We start from the raw sequence: 23,798 nt of genomic DNA, 5'->3' as shown, positions 1-23,798 counted from the left end.
AGATTGGCTGACGGTGCCCGCGGGCCTAACGTGGTGCGGCGCCCGTTCTCCTCTCCGTCCTCGGAAAGCACGCAAAACCGACGCGCGAGATCCGGAGTCGGGCCGCTCACTTGTCAGTGCCGTGCCGTAGAAATTGAAGGCACTGCTAGGTCCGCTCTGCGGACGGGAGGAGGTGGCTCGGTGACTATTTCCGAGCCCTTGGACGACCCCTGGGCGGACAGCGGACCCAGTGATCGTCTGCCCTCGTCCCGTCGCCGCGGGAGCGGCGGCCGAGGCCGCGACGAGCAGCACGACCGGGACAACGGGTCCTGGGAGAGCGGTGGTTCGTCCTTCGAGCGGGTGCCGCCGCAGGACCTCGACGCCGAACAGTCCGTCCTCGGTGGCATGCTCCTGTCGAAGGACGCCATCGCCGACGTCGTCGAAGTGCTCAAGGGCCACGACTTCTACCGTCCGGCGCACGAGACCATCTACGGAGCGATCCTCGACCTGTACGCCAAGGGCGAGCCGGCCGACCCCATCACGGTCGCGGCCGAGCTCACCAAGCGCGGCGAGATCACCAAGGTCGGCGGAGCACCGTACCTGCACACGCTGGTGCAGACGGTCCCGACCGCAGCCAACGCCGAGTACTACGCGGAGATCGTGCACGAGCGCGCGGTCCTGCGCCGCCTGGTCGAGGCCGGCACGCGCATCACACAGATGGGGTACGCGGCCGACGGCGACGTCGACGAGATCGTCAACAGCGCCCAGGCCGAGATCTACGCGGTCACCGAGCAGCGCACCACCGAGGACTATCTGCCGCTCGGCGACATCATGGAGGGCGCGCTCGACGAGATCGAGGCGATCGGATCGCGTTCGGGGGAGATGACCGGTGTGCCGACCGGCTTCACCGACCTCGACTCGCTCACCAACGGTCTGCACCCCGGCCAGATGATCATCATCGCGGCCCGTCCCGCCATGGGTAAGTCGACGCTGGCCCTGGACTTCGCCCGCGCCTGCTCGATCAAGCACAACATGCCCAGCGTGATCTTCTCGCTCGAAATGGGCCGCAACGAGATCGCGATGCGCCTGCTGTCCGCCGAGGCGCGCGTGGCACTGCATCACATGCGGTCCGGCACCATGACCGACGAGGACTGGACCAGGCTCGCCCGGCGTATGCCGGACGTCTCGGCCGCTCCCCTCTACATCGACGACTCCCCGAACCTGTCGATGATGGAGATCCGCGCCAAGTGCCGCCGCCTCAAGCAGCGCGCCGATCTCAAGCTCGTGGTCATCGACTACCTCCAGCTCATGCAGTCCGGCGGCAAGCGTTCCGAGAGCCGCCAGCAGGAGGTCTCCGACATGTCGCGAAACCTGAAGCTGCTGGCCAAGGAGCTGGAACTGCCGGTGATCGCGCTGTCCCAGCTCAACCGTGGTCCCGAGCAGCGTACGGACAAGAAGCCCATGGTCTCCGACCTGCGTGAGTCCGGATCGATCGAGCAGGACGCGGACATGGTCATCCTGCTCCACCGCGAGGACGCGTACGAGAAGGAGTCCCCGCGCGCCGGTGAGGCGGACATCATCGTCGGCAAGCACCGTAACGGCCCGACGGCGACGATCACGGTGGCCTTCCAGGGTCACTACTCGCGCTTCGTGGACATGGCCCAGACCTGATCCGCCGCCCCACGGGGCGGCTTCCGTTCAATCCGCTCGACGTCCGGGGCCCGGGCGGGTGGACTGGTGTCATGACGACATCCCACGATGATCTGCTTCCCGGCACGCGCCGGGCCCTGCTGCACCGCATTGCCGTAGCGCAGAGCGAAGGACGGGCGCCGTCACTCGTCGCCTCGGTGGTGCGGGGCGGGAAGGCGGTGTGGAACGGAGCACGGACGTCGGTGGCCGGTCACGGCCCGGACGAGAACGTGCAGTACCGGATCGGGTCCATCACCAAGACCTTCACCGCCGTTCTGGTGCTTCGGCTGCGCGACGAGGGTGTCCTGGACCTCGGTGACCCGCTGGAGAAGCATGTGCCGGGCACCGGCGCGGGGGAGGTCACCATCTCCCAACTGCTCGCCCACACCGGAGGACTGGCCGCCGAGTCGCCGTCGCCGTGGTGGGAGCGGACATCCGGCTCCCTGCGTCCCGAACTGGCCGACGTACTGGGCGAGCAGCCCTTCCGCCACCCGGTCGGACGCCGGCACCACTACTCGAACCCCGGCTACACGCTGCTCGGGGCACTGGTCGAGGAGTTGCGCGGCGCACCCTGGGAGGAGGTGCTGCGCCGCGAGATTCTCGAACCGCTCGGCCTGCACCGTACGAGCGCTCGCCCGCAGGCGCCGCACGCGGGGGGATGGGCGGTCCACCCCTGGGCGGACGCGATGATGCCCGAACCCGCGGAGGACCTCGGGCGGATGGCTCCGGCCGGACAATTGTGGTCCACCACCGGGGACTTGGCCCGCTTCGCCGTCTTTCTCGCACACGGTGACGACCGGGTGCTGAGCGCGGAGTCCGTCAGGGAGATGCACGCGCCCGCCGCTCCGCCCGAGACCGCGGAACTGGCGGCAGGGGCCTCGTACGGACTCGCCCTGCAGATCGTGCACCGTGGCGGCCGGACCCTCGTCGGGCATTCCGGGTCCTTGCCGGGATTCCTCGCCGGACTGGTGATCAGCGTGGAGGATGACGTGGCGGCGGTGGTGCTCTCCAACTGCACCTCGGGGCCGCCCGTGTTCGCCGTCGCCGCCGACCTGGTGCGGATCGTCGCCGAGGCGGAACCGCGGATCCCCGAGCCCTGGCAGCCGCTGACCGAAGTGGACCAGAGCGCCTTGGAGTTGGCGGGCCAGTGGTACTGGGGGACTCAGGCATTCGGACTGCGGCTCCCGGCCGGTGGAGGTCTGGTGCTGGGCCCGCTCTCCGGTATCGGCCGGGGAGCCCGCTTCCGGGCGAACGGCGACGGGACGTGGACGGGGCTCGACGGCTACTACGCGGGCGAGCTTCTGCGGCCCGTACGGCGGCCTGACGGCACCGTGAGCCATCTGGACCTCGGGTCGTTCGTGTTCACGCGACAGCCGTACGACGAGGGTGCCCCGGTGCCCGGTGGAGTGGACCCCGAAGGCTGGCGAGGAGTTCGGTAGGCGCCGCCAGATGCGAGGCGGCCCGTTTCACGTGAAACGGGCCGCCTCGCATGGGTTGGCCGCCGGCTTCTCTCAGAGCGGCAGCTTGAAGCCGACGTGTGAGGCCTCGAAGCCGAGCCGCTCGTAGAAGCGGTGGGCCTCGGTGCGGGAGGCGTCGGAGGTGAGCTGGACCAGTTGGCAGTCCTGGCGGCGGGATTCCTCGACCGCCCACTCGATGAGCTCCGTCCCGAGACCGCTGCCCCGCTCGGCGGAATGGATACGCACGGCCTCGATGACGGAGCGCGTGGCTCCTCTGCGGGCCAGTCCGGGAATCACCGTGAGCTGCAGAGTGCCGACGATACGGCCGTCGCGGACGGCGACGACCAGGTGTTGGTTGGGGTCGCGGCTCAGACGTTCCAGGGCGGCCAGGTAGGGGCCCAGGTCGTCGGGCGATTCACGTTGGGCACCCAGGGGGTCGTCGGCCAGCATCGCGACGATGGCGGGCACGTCATCGGCGACCGCGGCTCGTATCTCAAGATCTGCCATGAGCGCACCCTAAGAGGGCACGCCCACGGAAGGCACGGGTTGGACGGGCGTGCTCGCCGACTCCACGACCCGGACCAGGGGTGCCAGGTCAGGGTTCTCGGCCGCGTCGTCGAGTGCCTCGCGCAGGGCGGCGTCATTGGTGGGCCGCGCCTCGGCGAGAAGCTTCAGTCCTGCGTCGCTGACGTTCGTGTAGATGCCGCGCCGGTCGGTCGGGCAGAGATAGCGGGCGAGCAGTCCGCGGTCCTCGAGACGGGTGACCAGTCGTGTGGTGGCGCTCTGGCTGAGCACGACCGCGTCCGCGACCTGCTTCATCTGGAGATGACCGCCTTCGCCGTCGTGCTGACGGCTGAGTACGTCGAGCAGGGAGTACTCGCGCGCGCTGAGCCCGTGCTCGGCCTGCAGGGCCCGCTCGATGTGGGCCTCGATCCTCCCGTGCAGCAGGGAGAGTGCGCACCATCCCTGGGCGAGGGCGGTGAGCGCGGGGTCCGTGGCTGTCATGGCGTTTCCTCCGTCCAGGAGTGGCTGAATCCAGGATAGAGCACATACGCAATAGCCCGCGCTTGCATATAGCCCGCGTATGCAACTATTGTGAACGCAGGCAAAGCGCTCTTGCAATCTTCTGGAAGGTGTACCCACCATGCCTCTCGCGCTTCTGGCCCTCGCGATCGGGGCTTTCGGAATCGGAACGACCGAGTTCGTGATCATGGGTGTTCTGCCCGAGGTCGCGGGAGACTTCGGGGTCTCCATCCCCACGGCCGGACTGCTGGTCACCGGCTATGCCCTGGGCGTCGTCATCGGTGCGCCGATCATGACCGCGCTCGGCACGAAGGTGTCCCGCAAGCGGATGCTCATGGTGCTGATGGGGCTGTTCGTCCTCGGCAATCTGATCTCCGCGGCGGCTCCGACGTTCTGGCTGATGTTCGCGGGCCGGGTGGTCGCCTCCCTCGCGCACGGTGCCTTCTTCGGCATCGGGTCCGTGGCCGCCGCCGAACTGGTCGCGCCCGAGAAGAAGGCCGGCGCCATCGCGATGATGTTCAGCGGGCTCACGATCGCCAATGTCGTCGGCGTCCCCCTGGGAACGCTGATCGGGCAGTCCGCGGGCTGGCGCGTCACGTTCGCCGGAGTCGCGGCGCTCGGCGTCGTCGGACTGCTGGGCATCGCCAGGCTGGTCCCCGAGATGCCGAAGCCCGAGGGAGTGCGTCTGCGCCATGAGCTGGCCGCCTTCAAGAACGTCCAGGTCCTGCTCGCGATGGCGATGACCGTGCTCGGATTCGGCGGAGTCTTCGCGGCCGTCACCTACATCGCGCCGATGATGACGCACGTCGCCGGCTTCGCCGACGGATCGGTCACCTGGCTGCTGGTCCTCTTCGGCCTCGGCATGGTCGGCGGGAACCTGATCGGCGGCAGGTTCGCCGACCGCGCGCTGATGCCCATGCTGTACACGTCGCTGGGCGGCCTCGCCGTCGTGCTCGCCCTCTTCACCGGCACCGCGCACAACAAGATCCTGGCGGCCGTCACGATCGCCCTCATCGGCGCTCTGGGCTTCGCGACCGTGCCGCCCCTGCAGAAGCGCGTTCTCGACCAGGCGCACGGCGCCCCCACCCTGGCCTCGGCCGTGAACATCGGCGCCTTCAACCTCGGCAACGCCCTCTCGGCCTGGCTCGGCGGCGTCGTCATCGCCGCGGGCCTCGGTTACACCGCCCCCAACTGGGTCGGCGCGGCTCTCGCCGCCGGCGCGCTCGTCCTGGCCGTCGTCTCGGCCGCTCTGGAGCGCCGCACGTCCCGGCCCGGCGTCGTGGTCGCCGGAGGCGTCCCCGCCGAACCGCGGGCCGCCGTCCACCACTGACCGGAATCGGGCCCGCCGCGGGACCAGGGCCGCTTCCGCGGCGCTTCGATCCGGCACGTTTCCGACCCGACACAGAACACCCCCACAAGGAGAACAGTCTGATGAGCACCACCACCGCCGTCACCCCTCTGACCATCGAGGACGCGGAGGTCCTCGTGACCGCCGCCCGACGCGCCGCCGAGGCCGCAGGTGTCCGGGTCAGCGTCACCGTCCTCGACGCGGGCGGCCACCTGCTCGCCTTCCGGCGCGAGGACCGGGCCGTGCTGATCTCGGGAGAGACCAGCACGCGCAAGGCCTACACGGCGCTCCAGCTCGACTCGGCCACCGCCGATCTCGTCGACGCGGTGCAGCCCGGGGGGCTCTTCCACACCCTGCCCACCGCGCTCGACCGGCCCCTGCTGTTCATCGCGGGCGGCGTACCGGTCCGCCGCGACGGCCGGCTGATCGGCGCGATCGGCGTCGGCGGCGGTATGCCCGAGCAGGACCACGGCTTCGCCGCCGCCGCGACCGAATCGCTCGCCTGACCTCCGTCGGACAGGACGCCCGTCCGGCGGACGCCTGATGACGGACGACGGACGATTGACGACGGTCCGGCTGTGCCGGTCCCCTCGTGCCCGGGGGACCGGCACAGCCGTGTGTCCGGAGGACCGCCGGATTCCTAGCCGGCGGCCACGGTCAGTGGTGCGAAGCGGCGGGTCCAGTCGCCGGGCAGTTCCGGGATCCGGTGCGTCATCACCGCGTTGAAGCCGACGGAGGCCAGCCCGCGTTCCTTCAGCCAGCCCAGCAGGTCCTCGTGGCGCGTGTCGATATCGGTGCGCAGCGGACGGTCGGTGTGGGCGGCGAGCGAGGATACGAGGGCCTTCGCCGTCCTCGTGTCCCGGGCGATCAGGGGGCCCACGACCTGCGTGGCCATGTTGGGCCAGACGGCCGCGTAGCCGATGATCCGGCCGTTCTCCTCGGCCACGCGCAGTTGGTCCGCGAAGGCGGGCAGCCGCGTGATCATGTGGGTGCGGTCGGTGCCGAAGACCTCTTCGTCCAGCCGTAGGACGGAGGCGAGATCCTCCGCCGTCGCCGGGCGGGTGAAGACACCGGAAGCGGAGTCGTCGGAGGTGAAGACACCACGGACCATCTCCGCCTGGCCGGTGACCTTGAATCCCAGCTCCTCGTAGAGCGGGCGCCCGTACGCGGTGGCGTGCAGGGTCAGCGGGGTCGTGCCCGTCTCCTCGACGACATGCCGCATCAGACGGCGTCCGACACCTTGGCGCGCGTGGCGCCCGGCGACGAGGACCATGCCGATCGCGGCCAGTTCGGGACGCTCACGTGGTCCGTATTCCGTCACCACGCACGCGGTGACGAGACCGCCGGCGGGGTCGTCGATGCCGTATCCGGTTCCCCCGGCGAGCAGGAGACCCCACTTGTGCTCCTCACGGGGCCAGCCCCGGTCCTCGGACAAGTCGGCACAGGCGACGAGGTCGCGGGGCGTCAGGCGGCGAATGGGCAGAGCGGTGAGGGAAGGAATCGACACGCAGGTCAGGCTGTCCGAGATCGACCCCTGTCGTCCACCGCTTTCCTGGCACTCCCACCGGCTTTAGGCCACGCTCCGCGCCGCCGGCGGTGAGCGGCGGGGGTTCCACGTGAAACGCCGCTCCCTGAAAGCCGATTGGGCCAGTAGCCTCCATGGACATGGCGCGACTTCACCTCTTCGACCTCGACGGGACGCTGCTCCACGGAAGCACCGCGCCCTTGGAGATCTCCCGGCAACTCGGCCTGGAAGCCGAAACCACCGCGCTCGAAAAGGCCATCTCCGAGGGGCGCATAGGCCCGCCGGAGTATGCGGCCCAGGTGCACGCTCTGTGGACGGATCTCACCGAGGCGCATGTGACGGCGGCCTTCGACGGTGCCCCCTGGATGTCGGGGATCGAGGACGTCTGGAGGGAGATCCGGCGAAACGGCGACTACTGCGCCGTCGTCTCGCTGTCGCCCTCCTTTTTCGTGGAGCGCCTGCTGACGTGGGGAGCCCACGCGGCTCACGGCTCGCGCTTTCCCGCGGTGCCGTTCGCGGAGCCGTTGGACCCGGCGGGTGTTCTCAGCGCCGCGGCAAAGGTGCAGATCGCGGATCTGCTCTGTGCGGAGTTCGGGGTGAGCCGGGCCGACTGCGTCGCCTATGGCGACTCGGGCTCGGACAAGGAGCTTTTCGGCGTCGTACCGGTGTCCGTCGCGGTCAACGCGGACCGGCATCTGAGCGGCCTCGCCACGCATTCCTACACGGGACGGGACCTGGGCGCCGCCTATCGACTGGTACACCGCGCCGGGTGACCCTGGGCCGTCGGAACGGCGTTGGGTTCTCTCCGGGTCAGCCCAGGTCGGGTGCGTGCATGGCGCGTACGCCCTCGATGTTCCCGTCGAGATAGTGCCTCAGCGACAGGGGCACGAGGTGGACGGAGGCGATCCCGACCCGGGTGAACGGGACGCGGACGATCTCGTATTCGCCGGTGGGCTCGTCCATCTCGGGACCGTGCCGCAGGGACGGATCCATGGACTCCAGCCGGCAGACGAAGAAGTGCTGGACCTTCACACCGGTCGCGCCGCCGTCGTCGCCGATGTGCTCGACCGTGTCGACGAAGCAGGGAACCACATCGACGATCTTGGCGCCGAGTTCCTCGTGCACCTCGCGATGGAGTGCGGCGACGACAGTCGTGTCCTCCGGCTCGACCCCGCCACCCGGCGTGAGCCAGTAGGGATCGACGCCGGGCTTGGTGCGCTTGATCAAGATCAGGTCGTTGCCGTCGAGCAGGACGGCACGTGCGGTGCGCTTGACCACGGGTCGGACGGTCATGGGAGAAATGTGGCCCGGCTGGTTCCACGTGAAACATCGTGGGGCCGCGATTCCGCGTGAAAGCCCCGAAGAATCTCCGGAGTCCCGGAGTCCCGGAGTCCCGGAGTCCCGGAGTCCCGGAGTCCCGGAGTCCCGGAGTCCCGGAGTCCCGGAGTCCCGGAGTCCCGGAGTCTCCGAGCTCTGGGGTGCCGGGGTCCGGGGCTGCGGCTTCCCGCCCGTGCATGCCTCAGCTCCAGTCGACGGCCGCCCGCAGCAGCCATGCGTGCGCTCGGGCGATGTGCGGCATCGCCAGCGTTCCGGTCCGCACGACCAGGAAGTACGTACGCAGCGGGGGCACCGCGGGGTCGAGGAGCGCCACGACGTCTCCGCGCTCGATGGCGTCGGAGCAGAGGTACTTGGGCAGGACGGCCAGGCCCGCGCCCGCGGAGGCGCAGGCGAGGACCGCCCGGAGATCCGGGACGATCACCGTGCCGGAGGCGGCGGGGCGGCAGTCGAAGACCGAGGCCCAGTAGCGGGCGACGAGCGGCAGCGACTCGTGGACCTCGACGATGGGGAAGTTCTCGAGAGCGTGGGCGCCCTTGCGGCGGAGTTTGCCCGGACCGAGCTCGGCGGCCCAGCGCGGAGCGGCGACCAGGACGTGCTCCTCGTCGCAGAGCGGAGTCGCGGTGAGAAGCGCACCCCGTGGCTGGGCCGTCGTCATGGCCAGATCGTGATGTCCGGCGGCGAGCCCCTCCATCGTCTCCTCCGCGTTGCCGAAGGAGGCGCGCAGCGCGAAGCCCTGGCCGTCGTCGCCGGTCACTTCCATAAGGGCGGGCAGCGCGCGTTCCGCGGTGAACTCGGGTGGTCCGGCGAGATGCAGCGTGCGGAGGGACGAGTCCTCGTCGAGACCGGTCTCGGTGATCTCCACGAGGGCGTCGAGATGCGGCGCCGCCTTGTGGGCGAGTTCGTCGCCGATGGTCGTGGGCGTCACGCCCCGCGCCTGGCGCAGGAACAGAGGCCGCCCCAACTGGCGCTCCAGCGTGCGGATCTGCGAGGTGACGGCCGGCTGGGACAGGCCGAGCAGGGCGGCGGCACGAGTGAAGGAACCGGCCCGGTGCACGGTCACGAACGTGCGCAGCAAGGCCAGGTCCATGGTGCCTCTCTCCTTTCAGCACCCCGCGCGAGCCCCAACTATAAATAAGTCGATAGGTCTCTGTCGCTACTGTGATTGGACACTGACACAGAGTCAACTAGCCTTGTTCGCGCGGTTCTTCGCGCGCAGAACCGGGACGGTCCGAGCCACGAGGGGGGAGGCTCGGACCGTCCGTTGTGCGTAGCGGGGGTACTGATCCCGTCGTGACGGGCGCCCTACTCCGCGGAGGCGTCGAGGGCCCTCAGGATGTCCGTCACCAGGTCCTCGGGATCCTCGGCGCCGGCGGACAGGCGGATGAAGCCTTCCGGGACGGCGTCGCCGCCCCACCGGCCGCGCCGCTCGGCCGTGGACCGCACCCCGCCGAAGCTGGTGGCGTCGTCCACCAGACGCAGCGCGCCGAGGAAGCGCTCCGCGCGCTCGCGCGAGGGCAGCGTGAAGGAGACCACGCATCCGAAGCGGCGCATCTGCTGCGAGGCGATCTTGTACGAGGGGTCGTCGGGCAGCCCCGGGTACCGCAGCCCCGTCACCTCGGGGCGGTCCCGCAGGACTTCGGCGATCGTCTTCGCGGTCGCGGTCTGCCGGTCGGCCCTGAGCTGGAGCGTCGCGAGCGATCGGTGGGCGAGCCAGGCCTCCATGGGCCCCGGGATGGCTCCGACGATCTTGCGCCAGCGCCGTACGGGGGCCATCAGATCGGCGTCCTTGCCGGTGACGTACCCGAGGAGGATGTCACCGTGTCCGGTGAGCATCTTGGTTCCGCTGGCCACGGAGAAGTCGGCGCCCAGCTCCAGCGGGCGCTGTCCGAGCGGCGTGGCCAAAGTGTTGTCCACGGCGACGAGCGTGCCCTGCGCGTGCGCGGCGGCCACGAGGCGGCGCAGATCGCAGACGTCGAGTCCCGGGTTGGACGGTGTCTCGATCCACAGCAGCTTCGCGCCGTCCAGCACCTCGAGCTGGGCGTCGCCGGCGGTGGGAGCGGTGCGCACCTCGACGCCGAACGCGGTCAGTTGCTCGCGCACCAGCGGCAGCACCTGATAGCCGTCGCCGGGCAGGACGACGACGTCGCCGGAGCGCAGATGAGAGAAGAGCACCGCGGAGATGGCGGCCATGCCGGAAGGGAAGGAGAGCGTCTCGACGGACTCCTGCCCGGGAGCCTCCAGCTCGCCGATGGCGCGCTCCAGAAGCGTCCAGGTCGGGTTCTCGTCGCGGCCGTAGGTGTAGGGGCCGGTGGGATCACCGGGCAGATGGAAGTGCGCGGCGAAGACCGGGCCGGGAAGGGTCGGCTCGTACTTGACGGGTTCGGGCAGCCCGGCACGTACCGCCCGTGTGCCGTCGCCCGGGGCCGACGCCCATGTGTCCGCGCGCTCGCCCGTGGGGCCGGTGCCCTCGTGGTCCGCCGTGACGAAATCCCCTGACGTCATCCTGCTCGTCCCTCCATTTGCTCTCGTACCGCGGCGAGCAGCCCGGGGCTCGCCGCCTCCACCATCTCAAGACATTCCTCGAAGCCGTCCATCTGTCCGTAGTACGGATCAGGGACGTCCAGGTCGTCGCCGGCGGCGGGGTCGTACGAGCGCAGCAGCCGGACCTTGCCGGCGTCCTCCGCGCTGTTCGCGAGGCGGCGCAGGGCCTTGAGGTGGCCGGTGTCGAGGGCGATGACGAGATCGAGACGGGAGAACCACGAGGCATGGAACCGCCGGGCCGTGTGGTCGCTCTCGTAGCCGCCCGCCTCCAGCACGGCGACGGTGCGCTCGTCGGCTCCGTCGCCCTCGTGCCAGCCGCCCGTGCCCGCGCTGTCGACCTCGACGAGTCCGCCGAGTCCGGCTCGCGCCACATGGGCACGGAAGACGGACTCGGCCATCGGCGAGCGGCAGATGTTGCCGGTGCAGACGAAGCAGACGCGGTAGGTCATCGGACTCTCTCGGTCGATTCAGTCGCCGTCGGGCAGCACGACATTGAGCGCCCAGGAGACGACGGAGATGATCAGGCCGCCCAGGACGGCGGTCCAGAAGCCCTCCACGTGGAAACTCAGGTCGAGTCTGTCGGCGAGCCACGAGGTGAGCAGCAGCATCAAGGCGTTCACCAGAAGGGTGATCAGGCCGAGGGTGAGAATGAAGAGCGGGAAGGTCAGCACCTTCACGACCGGCTTGACCAGGAAGTTCACCAGTCCGAAGACCAGTGCGACGAGGATGAGCGTGCCTATCTTCTTGCCCGTGCTGTCGCCCGTGAGGGTGATCTTGTCGAGCAGCCAGACGGCGACGGCCAGGGCCCCCGCGTTGGCGAGCGTCTTGACTACGAAATTCTTCATGTGTCTGATCGTGGCAGAGAGATCGACTGGCCAGAAGAGGCTGTGGAAACAGCCTGCGGTGCACAAGAGCGGACGAGGGCGATGAAGGCATTCCGGCTGGATGAACTGGAGGCGGAACGCGCCGCCAACGACGGTGCCTACCTGCAGTTTCTGCGTGAGCGGAACATGTCGGTCGGGCTGTACGCGCTCGACGCGGGCGCCTTCGATCCACAGAAGCCGCATGCCCAGGACGAGGTGTATTTCGTCGTCAGCGGACGGGCATCGGTCACGGTCGGTCTGGAGACCACTCAGGTGGCCCGGGGCAGCGTCGTTTACGTGCCCGCCGGGGTCGCCCACAAGTTCCACCACATCACCGAGGACCTGCGGGTCCTGGTGGTGTTCTCTCCGCCCGAGAGCTGACCCCGCGTCTCAGGGTTCCCTAGGGGAACGGTCAGGGGAGGACAAGGGATGCGAGGCCACCGTACGGCCCTCCTCCCGCCTAGCATCGGATGCGAGACAACCAGAGAACCCGGAATCAGTGTCCCGGAGTCGGGGCCACGGGCGAGGAGAGGTAAGGACAGGGCGATGCAGGAGATCTTCAGCGGTATGCCGTGGTGGGTGAAGTGGGTCGCGGTGCCGGTCATCGCCCTCGTGGTGTTCGGCGGTCTGATAGCGAGCGTCGTCGGGTTCGTCATCGGCCTGCTCTTCAAGCTGCTCGTCTTCGTCGCGCTCGTCGGCGGGCTGATCTTCGTGGTGCGGAAGTTCATGTCGGGTTCCTCCTCGCGCAGCGACTGGTGAGGCGCGCGGGGGCGAGCGACAGGTAACGGAGAAACGGGAAAGGGAACCCAAGGTTCCCTCGGCCGGGGGAAGTTTTCCGGTGAGGCCCTGTTTGAGCAGTGACGGGCCGTTAGAGTCCGGAACTCGACGCGGGGCCGACCCCGCGGGCAGCGCACAGCCCCCTCCCGTGACTCCCCGCACGGGCGGTCCTCCTCGCTCTTCGGAGTGCCCCTTGGCCACGGTCGACATCGCACCCGCACCATCCGTCGCTCCACCCTTCCGGCGACCGGGTACGCCCGCGGCGGCACGCGTTCCGCCGGTCCAGCCGCGTACCTCGCCGGGGGAGCCGCCCTCGCGCATCCCGCCCAGGAAGCGGGCAGAGCCCCGGACTCCGGCGACCGGGGAACCCGCGCGGCGGGCCCGCACCTCTGCGGCGCAGCCGGCAGCCGCTCCCCTGGACTCGCACACCACCACGTTGATCGGCTCGGTCCAGCGCGCGATGCGTCTCCTGGAGGCCGTCGCCTCCCGTGAGCAGGGCGCCCCCGCCAAACAACTCGCCCGGGAGGCCGGACTGGCGTTGCCGACCGCCTACCACCTGCTGCGCACCCTGGTCCACGAGGGCTATCTGCGGCGTGACAGGGGGCTGTTCTTCCTCGGCGAGGCCGCGGAGCGGCTCGGCAGCAGCGGAGCCGGGCAGAAACGTCGCAGCACGGTGCGGGACACCCTCGAGAACTGGCGCGACGCGATCGGCGCGCCTGTGTACTACGCGGTCTACCGCGAGGGTGAGATCGAGGTCATGTGTGTCGCCGACACCCCGGCGAACCCCGCCGTCGAGGAGTGGGCCGACTTCCGCGAGACCGGGCACGCCCACGCGGTCGGCCAGTGCCTGCTGGCCCAGTTGGACGACAAGTCCCGGCGTGACCACCTCGACCGCTACCCGGTGCGGGCGCTCACTCCGTACACGGTGCGTGACGAGGACCGTCTGCTGCGCCGGCTGGAACGGACGGGCCGGATGGAACCGGTGATCGAGCGGCAGGAGTACGCGCTGGGCACGGTCTGCGCCGCGATCCCGGTCACGGCGGGCAGTTCGGCCGCCACCGTGGCCTTCTCCCTCCCGTCCCACCAGGGCGACCGGCTGATCCCCACGGCACGGAAGCTCCAGAGCGAGGTGGGCCGCCTGCTAGGAACACTCGCCATCTCTATCAGTATCTGAAAACTCACTCCTTGTAATTAGGCATGCACGTTGAGCAAGATTTCCAGCAGTGTCAGGTGGGACGACTGCTGGCCAGTCGACAGCAAACGACGGGGTAGGCGATGCGCGAGTCGGTGCAGGCAGAGGTCATGATGAGCTTCCTCGTGTCCGAGGAGCTGTCCTTCCGCATTCCTGTCGAACTGCGATACGAGACCGGTGATCCGTACGCGGTGCGGTTGACCTTCCACTTGCCCGGCGATGCGCCGGTGACCTGGGTGTTCGGACGGGAACTGCTCATCGACGGGGTGGGCAGGCCCTGTGGCGACGGCGATGTGCACATCGCTCCGGCCGACCCGGAGGCTCTCGGAGAGGTGCTGATCCGGCTTCAGGTCGGCGGTGATCACGCGCTGTTCCGGTCCGGGACCGCACCACTCGTCGCGTTCCTCGACCGGACGGACCGGCTCGTGCCGCTCGGGCAGGAACGCTCCCTCGAGGGTTTCGACACATCCCTCGACGCGGTGCTCGACCGCATCCTCTCGGAGGAGCAGAGCGCGGGCTGACGCCCCGGCCGGTCCGGAGCGGAGGAACGCTTCCTCACAAGAGCCGCCGGTGCAGGATGGTTTCAGCGCTTCCTGGGACGGGTCAGTGCTTGCGGCGGCGTCCCTTGCCGCTCCGTGCCGGGGTCCTGTCGGCCGCGGGCTGGGCGGGGACGGGTGCGCCGCCCTCGCGGTCCGCGGCGACCACCAGGGCGGCCAGCGCGGTCGTCACCGGCACCGCGGCGACCAGACCGATCGATCCGACGAGCGTCCGCACGATCTCCTCGGCGACCAGCTCGCTGTTGGCGACGGTGCCCACGCTGCTCTGCGCGATCGAGAAGAGCAGGAGCAGCGGCAGCGCGGCGCCCGCGTAGGCCAGGACGAGCGTGTTGACGACCGACGCGATGTGGTCGCGGCCGATACGGATACCCGCCCGGTAGAGACCGCGCCGGCCCATCGTGGGGTTCGCCTCGTGCAGTTCCCAGACCGCGGACGTCTGCGTCACCGTCACGTCGTCCAGGACACCGAGCGAACCGATGATGACACCGGCCAGCAGCAGACCGCTCATGTCGATGGACGGGTACAGGCCGTGGATCAGGCCGGTGCTGTCGTCGGTGTTACCGGTCAGCACGGCCCAGTCGATGAAGAACGAGCCGAGGAAGCCGATCAGCACCAGGGAGAGCAAGGTTCCGACCACCGCCACGGACGTCCGGGCCGACAGGCCGTGACACATGTAGAGCGCGATCAGCATGATCGCGCTGGATCCGACCACGGCCACGAGCAGCGGGTTCGAGCCCTGCAGGATCGCGGGCAGGATGAAGAAGTTCAGGATCACGAAGCTGATGGCCAGGGCGACCAGCGCCATGATGCCGCGCATCCTGCCGATCACCACGACGACCACCGCGAAGATCACGGCGAGCAGCGTCAGCGGCAGCTTCCGGTTGGCGTCCGTGACCGAGTACTGGAGGTCCCTGGGGGCGGACGGCTCGTACGCGACGACGACCTTCTCGCTCTGGTGCAACTGCCGTGACTGGTCCGGCTGGACGATCTCGGTGAACGTGCGGCCCTTGTCCTTCCCGGTGTCGATCCGGACGGTCGCCTTCTTGCATTCTCCCGAGGCCCGGCTCTGATCCGAGGAACCCCTGGTGGCGGAGGTGTCGCCCGCCGCGGTCCCCGAGGAGGCGTTCACGGACTTGCAGTCCACCTGGTCGATCTTCGTGACCGTCGCCTGCTGGGTCTGCCGGTCGAAGCCGACACCGGTGCGCTCGTGGCCCGGCGCGCCTCCGGGCCACAGGAGTACGAGGCCCGCCACGACCGCCGCCGCGAAGGGGATGAGTACCGCGGCGATGACCTTGCGCAGATGCTTGGAGACGGGCGCCGCGGGACCGTGGTTGTGGGAATGCCCGTGCCCGGCGCCTGCGGGCTCGTTGTGCCCGCGGCGGGAACCCGGCTCGTGCCCGTCGCCCGAACCGTGATGATCACTGTCCGGTCCGTGCCCGTGCTCATTCGGGTGCTCGGGGCCGGCGCCGGAGCCATGTCCGCGGCCGCCGTCGGAGCCGGGACGGCGCGGTGGCTCGGACGGGGGGAACGAGGGTTGCCGGGTCGTCGTCACCGCCCGATCATCGCAAGAACGTCAAGGGCCCTCTGTTCACCGCGCCAAATATGGCGCTAGCGTGGAGGCACCTTTGCACACGCGGGAGCTCGGAGCACCGGGCTGAGAGGACGCTGACCTCCGTCTTCGCGATGTTTCACATGAAACATCGGCGATCGGAAGCCGCTGCGTCGACCGCTGAACCTGTTACCGGGTAATGCCGGCGTAGGGAGTAGGTCAGATGACCGACAAGGATGTACGCACGCCTGCCTCCGGACGGACGGACGGGGCTTCCCCGCCGTCTCCGGACGGCCAGGACAGGCAGTCCATCGGCTGGCACAAGGCGTACGTCGGGGGCACACGCCCCGATCTGCGGGTGCCGGTCCGCCAGGTGCACCTCACCAACGGGCAGTCCGTGACGCTGTACGACACGTCCGGCCCGTACACCGATCCGACCGTCGACACCGATGTGCGCAGGGGGCTGGCGCCGCTGCGTGAGAGCTGGATCATCGCGCGCGGAGACACCGAGGAGTACGCGGGCCGTCCCGTCCGCCCCGAGGACGACGGGATCAAGCACACGTCTCCGCGCGGAGGGCTGCGCAACCTCGACGCCGTCTTCCCCGGACGGCCGCGACAGCCACGCCGCGGGCGGCCCGGCCAGGCGGTCACCCAACTCGCCTACGCGCGACGCGGGGAGATCACGCCCGAGATGGAGTTCGTGGCGCTCCGCGAGAAGGTCGACCCCGAGGTCGTACGGGAGGAGATCGCCGCGGGCCGAGCGGTGCTGCCCGTGAACGTCAACCATCCGGAGATCGAGCCGATGATCATCGGCAAACGGTTCCTGGTGAAGGTCAACGCCAACATCGGCAATTCCGCGGTGACTTCCTCCATCGAGGAGGAAGTGGAGAAGATGACCTGGGCGACCCGCTGGGGCGCCGACACGGTCATGGACCTGTCCACCGGTCGCAACATCCACACCACCCGTGAATGGGTGCTCCGCAACTCCCCCGTACCCATCGGCACCGTGCCGCTCTACCAGGCGCTGGAGAAGGTCGACGGTCGTGCCGAGGAGCTGACCTGGGAGATCTACAAGGACACCGTCATCGAGCAGGCCGAGCAGGGCGTGGACTACATGACGGTCCACGCGGGCGTGCGCCTGGCGTACGTACCGCTCACCGCGAACCGCAAGACCGGCATCGTCTCGCGCGGTGGCTCGATCATGGCCGCCTGGTGTCTCGCGCACCACAAGGAGTCGTTCCTGTACGAGAACTTCGAGGAACTCTGCGAGATCCTCGCCGCGTACGACGTCACCTACTCGCTCGGCGACGGGCTGCGGCCCGGTTCCATCGCGGACGCCAACGACGCCGCTCAGTTCGCCGAGTTGAGGACACTCGGGGAACTCAACACGGTCGCGAAGCGTTTTCAGGTACAGACGATGATCGAAGGCCCGGGGCATGTCCCGATGCACAAGATCAAGGAGAACATCGACCTTCAGCAGGAGATCTGTGATGAAGCTCCGTTCTATACCCTCGGCCCGCTGACGACGGACGTCGCGCCGGCGTACGACCACATCACTTCCGGCATCGGTGCCGCGATGATCGCCTGGTGGGGCACGGCCATGCTCTGCTATGTCACGCCCAAGGAGCACTTGGGCCTGCCCGATCGTGACGACGTCAAGACCGGCGTCATCACCTACAAGATCGCCGCCCACGCAGCCGACCTCGCCAAGGGGCACCCAGGTGCGCAGGAATGGGATGACGCGCTGTCCGACGCCCGCTTCGAGTTCCGGTGGGAGGACCAGTTCAACCTGGCTCTCGATCCTGACACGGCACGGGAGTTCCACGACCAGACACTGCCGGCCGAGCCCGCCAAGACGGCCCACTTCTGCTCCATGTGCGGGCCGAAGTTCTGCTCGATGAAGATCAGCCAGGACATCAACGAGCGGTTCGGCGGTGAAGCGGCCGACGGTGCCTCCGCCGCGGAGATCTCCGAGGGCATGCTTCAGAAGTCCCGGGAGTTCGCGGAAGCAGGAAACCGCGTGTATCTGCCGCTGGCCGACTGAGTCACCCCACGGGACCGCGGTCCGGGGAGCACCCCCGGACCGCGGTCCCCGGCCCGGTCACGGTGTGACGTCCTGCGGGTACCAGCGCAGTTCGACGGTGTTGCCGTCCGGGTCCCGGACATAGACCGAGGTCGCGGTGCCGCGCGCGCCGAAGCGTTCCACAGGCCCTTCGAGCACGGTGAAGGATCCCGACGCGATGACCTGGTCCCAGTCCAGCGGTTCCACGGTGAGACAGATGTGGTCGACGTTGGACCCCTCGGGGGCATGGGCGATCAGGTCGATGATGGTTTCCGCGGTGACCCTCACCGACGGGAACGGGGCCTGCCCGAGACGCCATTCGGCGACGCGTACGGGTTCCAGGCCGAGAAGGCCGGTGTAGAAGTCCAGGGACCGTTCGACGTCCTCCACCTTGAGGACCAGGTGGTCGAAGGCCTTCACACGCAGGGAGGTCATGTCGTCTCCAGGGCGACGGCGTGGCGAAGCCACGCGCTGAACAGGTCGGGGTCGATCTCGTCGGCACGGCCGAGCTTCACCGAGGCCATCCGGCGGGCTCCGGCGACGAGCCGGCCCGATGGGTCGGTCACGTCCTGGCCGCGCCACAGGCCGAAGGTGACGTAGGACGTGTGGGCCTTGAGCAGGCAGACCGGGGTCCGGCCCGGCTTGTCCCCGAGGCTCCAGGTGGGATGGCCGTGCCACATCGCGCCGGAGTCGTCGGGGAGGACGGAGTCGATCACCTGCCCGGCCCTCTCGCCGATGTGGCGCAGTGGGCCGTCGAGCCCGTTCAGATAGGCGGTGACGTCCGCGGAGGTCATGGGGTCCCCATTCGGAAACGGTGTGATGGGTGGGGTGGACGTGGTGGGCGGAGCCGGGCACGGAGACGCCGTGTGTCCGGCCGGCACGGGACTGTCCGGCTCCCGCTCGCGGCCGGGTGGACGCCTTCTACGATCCGCTGCGGGACGGACGCCATCAAGGCATGATCGCTGCACGACCGTTGAGCCAGATTTAACGCTGGGGGGTTCATGCTGGAGCGACTGGAGAGCGAGACCTTTCTGACGCTGGCCGAGGAACTGCACTTCGGCCGGACCGCCGAGCGGCTGCTGATCACCACCGGGCGGGTCAGTCAGGTGATCAAGACGCTGGAGCGCAGAGTCGGCGGCCTGCTGTTCGAACGCACCAGCCGTTCGGTCCGGCTCACCCCGATCGGCCGGCAGCTCGCGGACGACCTGACGCCCCTGGTCGCCGGGATCGAATCCGCGCTGCGAAGGGCGGCCGACGCAAGCAGGGGGATCACCGGAGAGCTACGGGTCGCCTTCCTCGGTGAGTGGACGGCGCCCGCTCTCCTCAGAGCGGTCGCCCTGTTCGGTGAGCGTCACCCGGACTGCCGGGTCGACGTGCGGGAGGTCCAGCTCTCCAACTCCCGTGCGAGTCTGCTGGACGGTTCGATCGACGTGCTGCTCGCCTCGTTCCCCTTCGACGGAATGGCCTGCGGACCCGCCCTGCTGAGGGAAGAGAGGGTCCTGGCGGTCGCGGCCGGTCATCCGCTGGCCGGCGAGGAACGGCTGTCTCTGGAGGCGCTCGCGGAACACCCCGTGGTGCAGTACCCCGCGGTGACCTCGGCGGCGTTCAAGCGGGACCGCACACCGGACCACACCCCTTCGGGCAGACCCGTTCCGAAGGGCCCGGTCGGCGGTTCGTTCTCCGAGATGCTGACCCTGGTCGCGATGGGCCGGGGCGTCCTCCCGGTCGGGGAGCACTCGCGGCAGTACTACCCCCGGCCCGACATCGCCTACGTACCTCTTCACGACGCCCGGCCGATCGAACGGGGACTGGTGTGGAGGGAGAGCAACACCACCGAGCGCTTGCGTGAGTTCGTCCGGGCCGCGTCGGACGCGGCCGGCTCTTCTCGCGCGCGGGCGTCTCGGCCGGATCCACCGACGGCTTCTCCAGGGAGACTGGGCGCATGACACCGACATCGATGAGCAAGGGTGCCAACCTTCCCGTTGCCGCGCAGGAGGTGCGGGTCGTACTCGGCTGGTCGGGAGGCCCCGGCGCCCCCGACGCCGATGCCTCGGCCCTGCTGCTGCGGGCGGACGGGCGGGTGCGCGACGACGGTGACTTCGTCTTCTACAACCAGCCCCGGCATGCCTCGGGCGCCGTGCGCCACTCGGGCAAGCGGCGGGAGGGCGACGGGACGACGGACACCGTCGAGGTGGATCTGCGCGCCCTGGAGCCGGAGATCCAGCGGGTGGTCCTGGGCGCCTCGGCCGACGGGGGCACCTTCGGCGAGCTGTCGGGTCTGAAGCTGAGGCTGCTCGACGCCGGAACCGGCGAGGAGCTGGCCTTCTTCGAGATGGAGGCGACGACGGAGACCGCCTTCATCGGAGGCGAGCTGTATCTGCGGGGCGGGCTGTGGAAGTTCCGCGCGGTGGGCCAGGGGTATGCCTCCGGACTCGCGGGCCTGGCCACGGACTTCGGGATCAGTGTGGACGAGGAGCCGGGCGCTTCCGGGAGCACGGACCCGAGGAGCGCGGCCCCAGGAACCGCCTCACCGGCACCGGGGCTCCCGTCGGCAACGACCCTGCCGCCGGTCCCGGCGCCCACGACCGCGCCCGTCCCCCCGCCGCCTCCGTCGGCACCGGCACCCGCACAGGCCCCCGCGGCCCCGCCGGCCCCCGTGCCCCCGGCCGCGCCCGTCCCGTCGGCGCCCCCGGTGCCCCAGGCGCCCCCGGCCCCGGGTTCCGGCTCGGCTCCTCGTCTCGTCAAGGGAGAGGAGCGGTTGCCCGTGGACATGCGCAAGCGGCTCTCCCTGCGCAAGGAGCAGGTGGCGGTCAGTCTGCGCAAGCACGGGGCCGTGGGCGTCAGAGCCCGCGTCATCCTGGTCCTGGATGCCTCCGGCTCGATGTCGTTCCTGTACTCCAAGGGCGTCGTGGCCGACGTCGTGGAGCGGATGGCTGCGGTGGCGGCCCAGTTGGACGACGACGGGGAGATGCAGGCGTGGACCTTCGCGTCGAACCCGGCCCGGCTGCCGGACCTCGCCCTGGGCGATCTGCCGGAGTGGCTTGAGCAGCATGTCCGGGTCGGTGAACTGACCCTGTTCCGGCGGAAGAAGCCGAAGAAGGGCCTGCTGCCGGGCCAGGTGGACATGCGGGCGGTGGGCATCCAGAACGAGGAGCAGAAGGTGATCGCCGAAGTCCGGGCGTTCGTCCGCGAGCACCCCGCCGCCGATCCCACGCTGGTGCTCTTCTTCTCCGACGGCGGCGTCTACCGCAACAAGGAGATCGAGACGGAGCTGCGGGAGGCTGTGGAAGAGCCGGTCTTCTGGCAGTTCGTCGGACTGGGGCGCTCCAACTACGGCGTTCTGGAGAGGTTCGACACCCTGCCGGGCCGGCGCGTCGACAACGTGGGCTTCTTCGCGGTCGACGACATCAGCGACGTACCGGATCCGGAGCTCTACGACCGGCTGCTGTCCGAGTTCCCGTCGTGGATGAAGGAGGCGCGTCGGCTGGGCATCGTCTGAGACAGCCCGAAGGACGGCGGAGGAGCCCGCGGGACGCCGTCGACACGTCCCGGGGCAGCCGTAGGAGCCCCGCCCGTACCGGTGGCCGGAAAGAGCCGCACCGACAAGGGTGTGAGGGCCCGCGCACTCGCGCGAGCCCTCTCCTGCCTCGGACCCGGCCGTCGGCCGGCCGGGTCACTCGGGCTGGTGTTCCGGTCCTCCGAAGTCCGGGCTGGTGAAGTCCGGGCTGGAGAAGCTCGGGCGCGGGCCCGCCGCGGGTCCGCCGTCGGGACTGCTGAACCCCGGCCGGCCGTACCCGAGGTGGGGTATGCGGCTGGGGGCCGGTGCGGGGCGGCCCAGTGCCGCCGAGCCCGGGTCCGCCAGGGCTTCCCGGAGGAACGGCATGATGCCGCGCTCCAGCAGGGCGTCACGCCAGGCCTCCTTGGCCCGGGCGACCTGTCCGGTCAGCTCGTCACCCGCTCCCGCATGGAGGGAGGACGAACTGTTGCGCAGGGCGGTCAGCAGCAGTCCGGCCGCGGCGACCAGAATGGCGGCCGCCGTGACCGCGCCGAAGACCCATCCGGTGGTCAGAAGGGTCCTGGCGATGGTCGGCTCGGGATCGAGCATCCTCAGGACGTAGCCCACGAGCAGGAATATGGCCGCGGCTGTCCCGGCGAGGACGGGGGCGAGCACCGCGACGACGGCGACGGCACCGGCCCCGGCGGTCTCGGTGACCTCCCCCACCGTGGCGGCGAGCCCCATCGCGGTCGTGCCCGGCTCCGTGGAGCCGGCTTCCTCGCTCACGGCCGGGGCGGACCGCACCGGGCGGCGCAGTTCGCTGCGGACCTTCACGTAGTGCGCGTACTCGTCCGACGCGGCCGTCGTGATGAGGGCCGTGGCGTTGAGTGCCATGGTGCGCAGTTGTTCGAGGTTGAGCCGCTGGCCGGCAGCGGCGAGTTCCGGGCGGTGTGGTGCGGAGCGCAGCGCCTCATCGAGGATCCGCTCGTATTCCTGGCGGTCCTCGCTCAGCAGGTGCTGCGGAACGCTGTTCATCTGCATCCCCCGATGCTCCGTAGGGCTGGTGGCTCGCACGCTGACGAGCCGTTGGGCAGAAACGGAGGGGAGCCTGCTACGGATAAGCCGATGGTAGAGCGGCGACGGCAGGCCGTGACAGGGGGTTTCCAGAAATTGGCCCCTGTCCGGAGTGGTCCGTCGGCCGGACGCCTGCCCGGTGAACGCTCAGATATCCAGCGGAAGTTGTTGGACCAGCAGCTTTCCGGCCATGGTCACTCCACCGTCCATCGCGATGGCCAGCCCGTCGGCGTAGACGTGCGGTCCTTCGATGACGGGACCCGCTCCGGCCTCGCCGTCCTCCGGTCCCACCTCGCCCAGGAGGTAGGGAATGGGGCTGTGGCCGTGGACGATGCGGGTGCCGCCGTATGCGCCGAGCAGTTCACGGACCGCCTCGGCGCCCTCGTCGCGGAAGGCGAAGCGCCGGGTGAACTTGCGGAAGAGGTCCCAGCAGTCCTCGGCGTCGTTGCGGGTGAGGGTTTCGCGGACGGTGTCGTTGACCGCTTCGATGGAGTCGCCGTAGTCGAGGTAGGCGGTGGTGTCGGAGTGCACCAGAAGGTGTCCGTCGACCAGTTCCATGGCGTCGAGGCGGGCCATCCACTGCAGGTGGTGGTCCTGGAGGCGGTCCATGTCCGTCTTCTGGCCGCCGTTGAGGAGCCAGGCGGCCTGGAAGGTGGCGGTGCCGGCGCCGGAGCTCACCGGGGTGTCGCCGAACCGCTTGGCGCCGAGCAGCAGCAGCTCGTGGTTGCCCATGAGCGCCTTGCAGTAGCCGCCGGCCGCGGCCGCCTCGGCGGACAGCCGCATCACGAGGTCGATCACGCCGATGCCGTCGGGGCCGCGGTCGGTGAAGTCGCCGAGGAACCACAGGCGCGAGGTGCCGGCCGACCAGTTGCCGGCGGCGTCGACGAGGCCCTTGGCCTGGAGCGCGGCGACGAGCTGGTCGAGGTAGCCGTGCACGTCCCCGACGACGTACAGCGGGCCGGGTCCGGCTCCGGGTGCCGGGGCGGGCGCGCCGGAGGGGTCGACGACGACCTGCTGGGTGTCGCCGCGGTTGATGACCGGCAGATCGCGCTGCGTGGGCGTGTACCCCTCGGAGAACTCTCCCGGGAACTCCGGCGGAGCCTCCCCGGACGCGTACGGGGAGGACTCTCCCGACGCGTACCGCGCAGTCATGGGTCCGGCGCCCTCGCCGTGAGGCGTGTTCTGCGCATACGGACCGGTCTCGTGGACGTACCCGGGTACCCGGAAGTCGCGCAACGTCGCCGTCCGCACCACCTCGGGTCCCTGACCGGCCCCCTGAGTCATCGACCCCTCCACCACCATCGCGCCGCATCTGCACCGGTTCGGAC

25 protein-coding genes are annotated in these 23,798 nt (G+C 69.6%); 12 read left to right on the top strand and 13 right to left on the bottom strand.

The genetic code is table 11. The features are described from left to right. The first annotated feature begins 180 nt into the window (after positions 1-180). Entirely contained in the window at positions 181-1,650 is a 1,470-nt protein-coding gene (dnaB, locus tag ACWEBX_RS18700) for a replicative DNA helicase (protein ID WP_361682930.1), read from the top strand. A 71-nt stretch (positions 1,651-1,721) separates the two neighbouring features. Then, a complete protein-coding gene (locus ACWEBX_RS18695; RefSeq protein WP_451885930.1) occupies positions 1,722-3,107 on the top strand; it encodes a serine hydrolase domain-containing protein in 1,386 nt (461 codons plus the stop codon). Between the two features lie 72 nt (positions 3,108-3,179). On the opposite strand, the gene ACWEBX_RS18690 is transcribed toward ACWEBX_RS18695, so the two are convergent. Next, a complete protein-coding gene (locus ACWEBX_RS18690) occupies positions 3,180-3,632 on the bottom strand; it encodes an N-acetyltransferase family protein (protein ID WP_451885929.1) in 453 nt (150 codons plus the stop codon). 9 nt (positions 3,633-3,641) lie between these two features. Further along, the gene (locus ACWEBX_RS18685; RefSeq protein WP_451885928.1) at positions 3,642-4,130 is read right to left on the bottom strand and encodes a MarR family winged helix-turn-helix transcriptional regulator; all 489 of its coding nucleotides are present in this window, start codon (positions 4,128-4,130) and stop codon (positions 3,642-3,644) included. Between the two features lie 139 nt (positions 4,131-4,269). On the opposite strand from ACWEBX_RS18685, the gene ACWEBX_RS18680 reads away from it, so the two are divergent. After that, positions 4,270-5,478: an MFS transporter gene (locus ACWEBX_RS18680; RefSeq protein WP_451885927.1), complete on the top strand. Its 1,209-nt coding sequence runs from the start codon at positions 4,270-4,272 to the stop codon at positions 5,476-5,478. Positions 5,479-5,579: 101 nt separating this feature from the next. Then, positions 5,580-6,002 carry a GlcG/HbpS family heme-binding protein gene (locus ACWEBX_RS18675; RefSeq protein ID WP_451885926.1) on the top strand — a complete coding sequence of 141 codons (423 nt, stop codon included), beginning with the start codon at positions 5,580-5,582 and terminating at the stop codon, positions 6,000-6,002. Between the two features lie 134 nt (positions 6,003-6,136). On the opposite strand, the gene ACWEBX_RS18670 is transcribed toward ACWEBX_RS18675, so the two are convergent. Next, positions 6,137-7,003, bottom strand: a complete 867-nt coding sequence (locus ACWEBX_RS18670) for a GNAT family N-acetyltransferase (RefSeq protein WP_451885925.1) — start codon at positions 7,001-7,003, stop codon at positions 6,137-6,139. A gap of 158 nt (positions 7,004-7,161) precedes the next feature. On the opposite strand from ACWEBX_RS18670, the gene ACWEBX_RS18665 reads away from it, so the two are divergent. Then, entirely contained in the window at positions 7,162-7,794 is a 633-nt protein-coding gene (locus ACWEBX_RS18665) for an HAD family hydrolase (RefSeq protein WP_451885924.1), read from the top strand. Positions 7,795-7,831: 37 nt separating this feature from the next. Here the strand turns inward: ACWEBX_RS18665 and ACWEBX_RS18660 are convergent, their stop codons facing one another. The 5 genes from ACWEBX_RS18660 to ACWEBX_RS18640 form a co-directional block, all read right to left on the bottom strand. Continuing rightward, positions 7,832-8,314, bottom strand: a complete 483-nt coding sequence (locus tag ACWEBX_RS18660; protein ID WP_451885923.1) for an NUDIX domain-containing protein — start codon at positions 8,312-8,314, stop codon at positions 7,832-7,834. Between the two features lie 226 nt (positions 8,315-8,540). Beyond that, complete coding sequence (locus ACWEBX_RS18655) at positions 8,541-9,446, bottom strand: LysR family transcriptional regulator (RefSeq protein WP_451885922.1); 906 nt, start codon at positions 9,444-9,446, stop codon at positions 8,541-8,543. A 215-nt stretch (positions 9,447-9,661) separates the two neighbouring features. After that, positions 9,662-10,861 carry a cystathionine gamma-lyase gene (locus ACWEBX_RS18650; RefSeq protein ID WP_451885921.1) on the bottom strand — a complete coding sequence of 400 codons (1,200 nt, stop codon included), beginning with the start codon at positions 10,859-10,861 and terminating at the stop codon, positions 9,662-9,664. Continuing rightward, entirely contained in the window at positions 10,858-11,349 is a 492-nt protein-coding gene (locus ACWEBX_RS18645; RefSeq protein WP_451885920.1) for a low molecular weight protein-tyrosine-phosphatase, read from the bottom strand. Before ACWEBX_RS18645 ends, ACWEBX_RS18650 begins: the two co-directional genes overlap by 4 nt. A gap of 18 nt (positions 11,350-11,367) precedes the next feature. Next, positions 11,368-11,745: a phage holin family protein gene (locus ACWEBX_RS18640; protein ID WP_451885919.1), complete on the bottom strand. Its 378-nt coding sequence runs from the start codon at positions 11,743-11,745 to the stop codon at positions 11,368-11,370. 81 nt (positions 11,746-11,826) lie between these two features. Between ACWEBX_RS18640 and ACWEBX_RS18635 the strand changes: the two genes are divergently transcribed. From ACWEBX_RS18635 to ACWEBX_RS18620, 4 genes are all read left to right on the top strand, one after another. Continuing rightward, complete coding sequence (locus ACWEBX_RS18635) at positions 11,827-12,144, top strand: cupin domain-containing protein (RefSeq protein ID WP_355760287.1); 318 nt, start codon at positions 11,827-11,829, stop codon at positions 12,142-12,144. A gap of 165 nt (positions 12,145-12,309) precedes the next feature. Further along, positions 12,310-12,522 (top strand): DUF5326 family protein, encoded by a 213-nt coding sequence (locus ACWEBX_RS18630; RefSeq protein ID WP_382783201.1) that lies wholly within the window; start codon positions 12,310-12,312, stop codon positions 12,520-12,522. Between the two features lie 454 nt (positions 12,523-12,976). Next, entirely contained in the window at positions 12,977-13,714 is a 738-nt protein-coding gene (locus tag ACWEBX_RS18625) for an IclR family transcriptional regulator (protein WP_451885918.1), read from the top strand. Positions 13,715-13,815: 101 nt separating this feature from the next. Beyond that, on the top strand, positions 13,816-14,253 hold the full coding sequence (locus tag ACWEBX_RS18620) for an SsgA family sporulation/cell division regulator (protein WP_451885917.1): 438 nt from the start codon (positions 13,816-13,818) through the stop codon (positions 14,251-14,253). Positions 14,254-14,335: 82 nt separating this feature from the next. Here the strand turns inward: ACWEBX_RS18620 and ACWEBX_RS18615 are convergent, their stop codons facing one another. Continuing rightward, positions 14,336-15,841 (bottom strand): YibE/F family protein, encoded by a 1,506-nt coding sequence (locus ACWEBX_RS18615; RefSeq protein ID WP_451885916.1) that lies wholly within the window; start codon positions 15,839-15,841, stop codon positions 14,336-14,338. 220 nt (positions 15,842-16,061) lie between these two features. Between ACWEBX_RS18615 and thiC the strand changes: the two genes are divergently transcribed. Then, complete coding sequence (gene thiC / locus ACWEBX_RS18610) at positions 16,062-17,882, top strand: phosphomethylpyrimidine synthase ThiC (RefSeq protein WP_451885915.1); 1,821 nt, start codon at positions 16,062-16,064, stop codon at positions 17,880-17,882. Positions 17,883-17,939: 57 nt separating this feature from the next. Here the strand turns inward: thiC and ACWEBX_RS18605 are convergent, their stop codons facing one another. After that, positions 17,940-18,335 carry a VOC family protein gene (locus tag ACWEBX_RS18605; protein ID WP_451885914.1) on the bottom strand — a complete coding sequence of 132 codons (396 nt, stop codon included), beginning with the start codon at positions 18,333-18,335 and terminating at the stop codon, positions 17,940-17,942. Continuing rightward, positions 18,332-18,694 (bottom strand): DUF1801 domain-containing protein, encoded by a 363-nt coding sequence (locus tag ACWEBX_RS18600; RefSeq protein ID WP_451885913.1) that lies wholly within the window; start codon positions 18,692-18,694, stop codon positions 18,332-18,334. The genes ACWEBX_RS18605 and ACWEBX_RS18600 overlap by 4 nt, the downstream gene beginning before the upstream one ends. A 207-nt stretch (positions 18,695-18,901) precedes the next feature. On the opposite strand from ACWEBX_RS18600, the gene ACWEBX_RS18595 reads away from it, so the two are divergent. Both ACWEBX_RS18595 and ACWEBX_RS18590 read left to right on the top strand, forming a co-directional pair. Next, positions 18,902-19,846, top strand: a complete 945-nt coding sequence (locus tag ACWEBX_RS18595) for a LysR family transcriptional regulator (RefSeq protein WP_451885912.1) — start codon at positions 18,902-18,904, stop codon at positions 19,844-19,846. After that, entirely contained in the window at positions 19,843-21,399 is a 1,557-nt protein-coding gene (locus tag ACWEBX_RS18590; protein WP_451885911.1) for a VWA domain-containing protein, read from the top strand. Before ACWEBX_RS18595 ends, ACWEBX_RS18590 begins: the two co-directional genes overlap by 4 nt. Before the next feature lie 174 nt (positions 21,400-21,573). Here the strand turns inward: ACWEBX_RS18590 and ACWEBX_RS18585 are convergent, their stop codons facing one another. Both ACWEBX_RS18585 and ACWEBX_RS18580 read right to left on the bottom strand, forming a co-directional pair. After that, a complete protein-coding gene (locus ACWEBX_RS18585) occupies positions 21,574-22,437 on the bottom strand; it encodes a hypothetical protein (protein ID WP_451885910.1) in 864 nt (287 codons plus the stop codon). 180 nt (positions 22,438-22,617) lie between these two features. After that, a complete protein-coding gene (locus ACWEBX_RS18580; RefSeq protein ID WP_451885909.1) occupies positions 22,618-23,754 on the bottom strand; it encodes a metallophosphoesterase in 1,137 nt (378 codons plus the stop codon). Between the last annotated feature and the right edge of the window lie 44 nt (positions 23,755-23,798).

Source organism: Streptomyces sp. NPDC005070, assembly GCF_053600395.1.
Note: the sequence above shows the minus strand (reverse complement) of the source record. Positions and strands in the feature narration are given on the sequence as shown.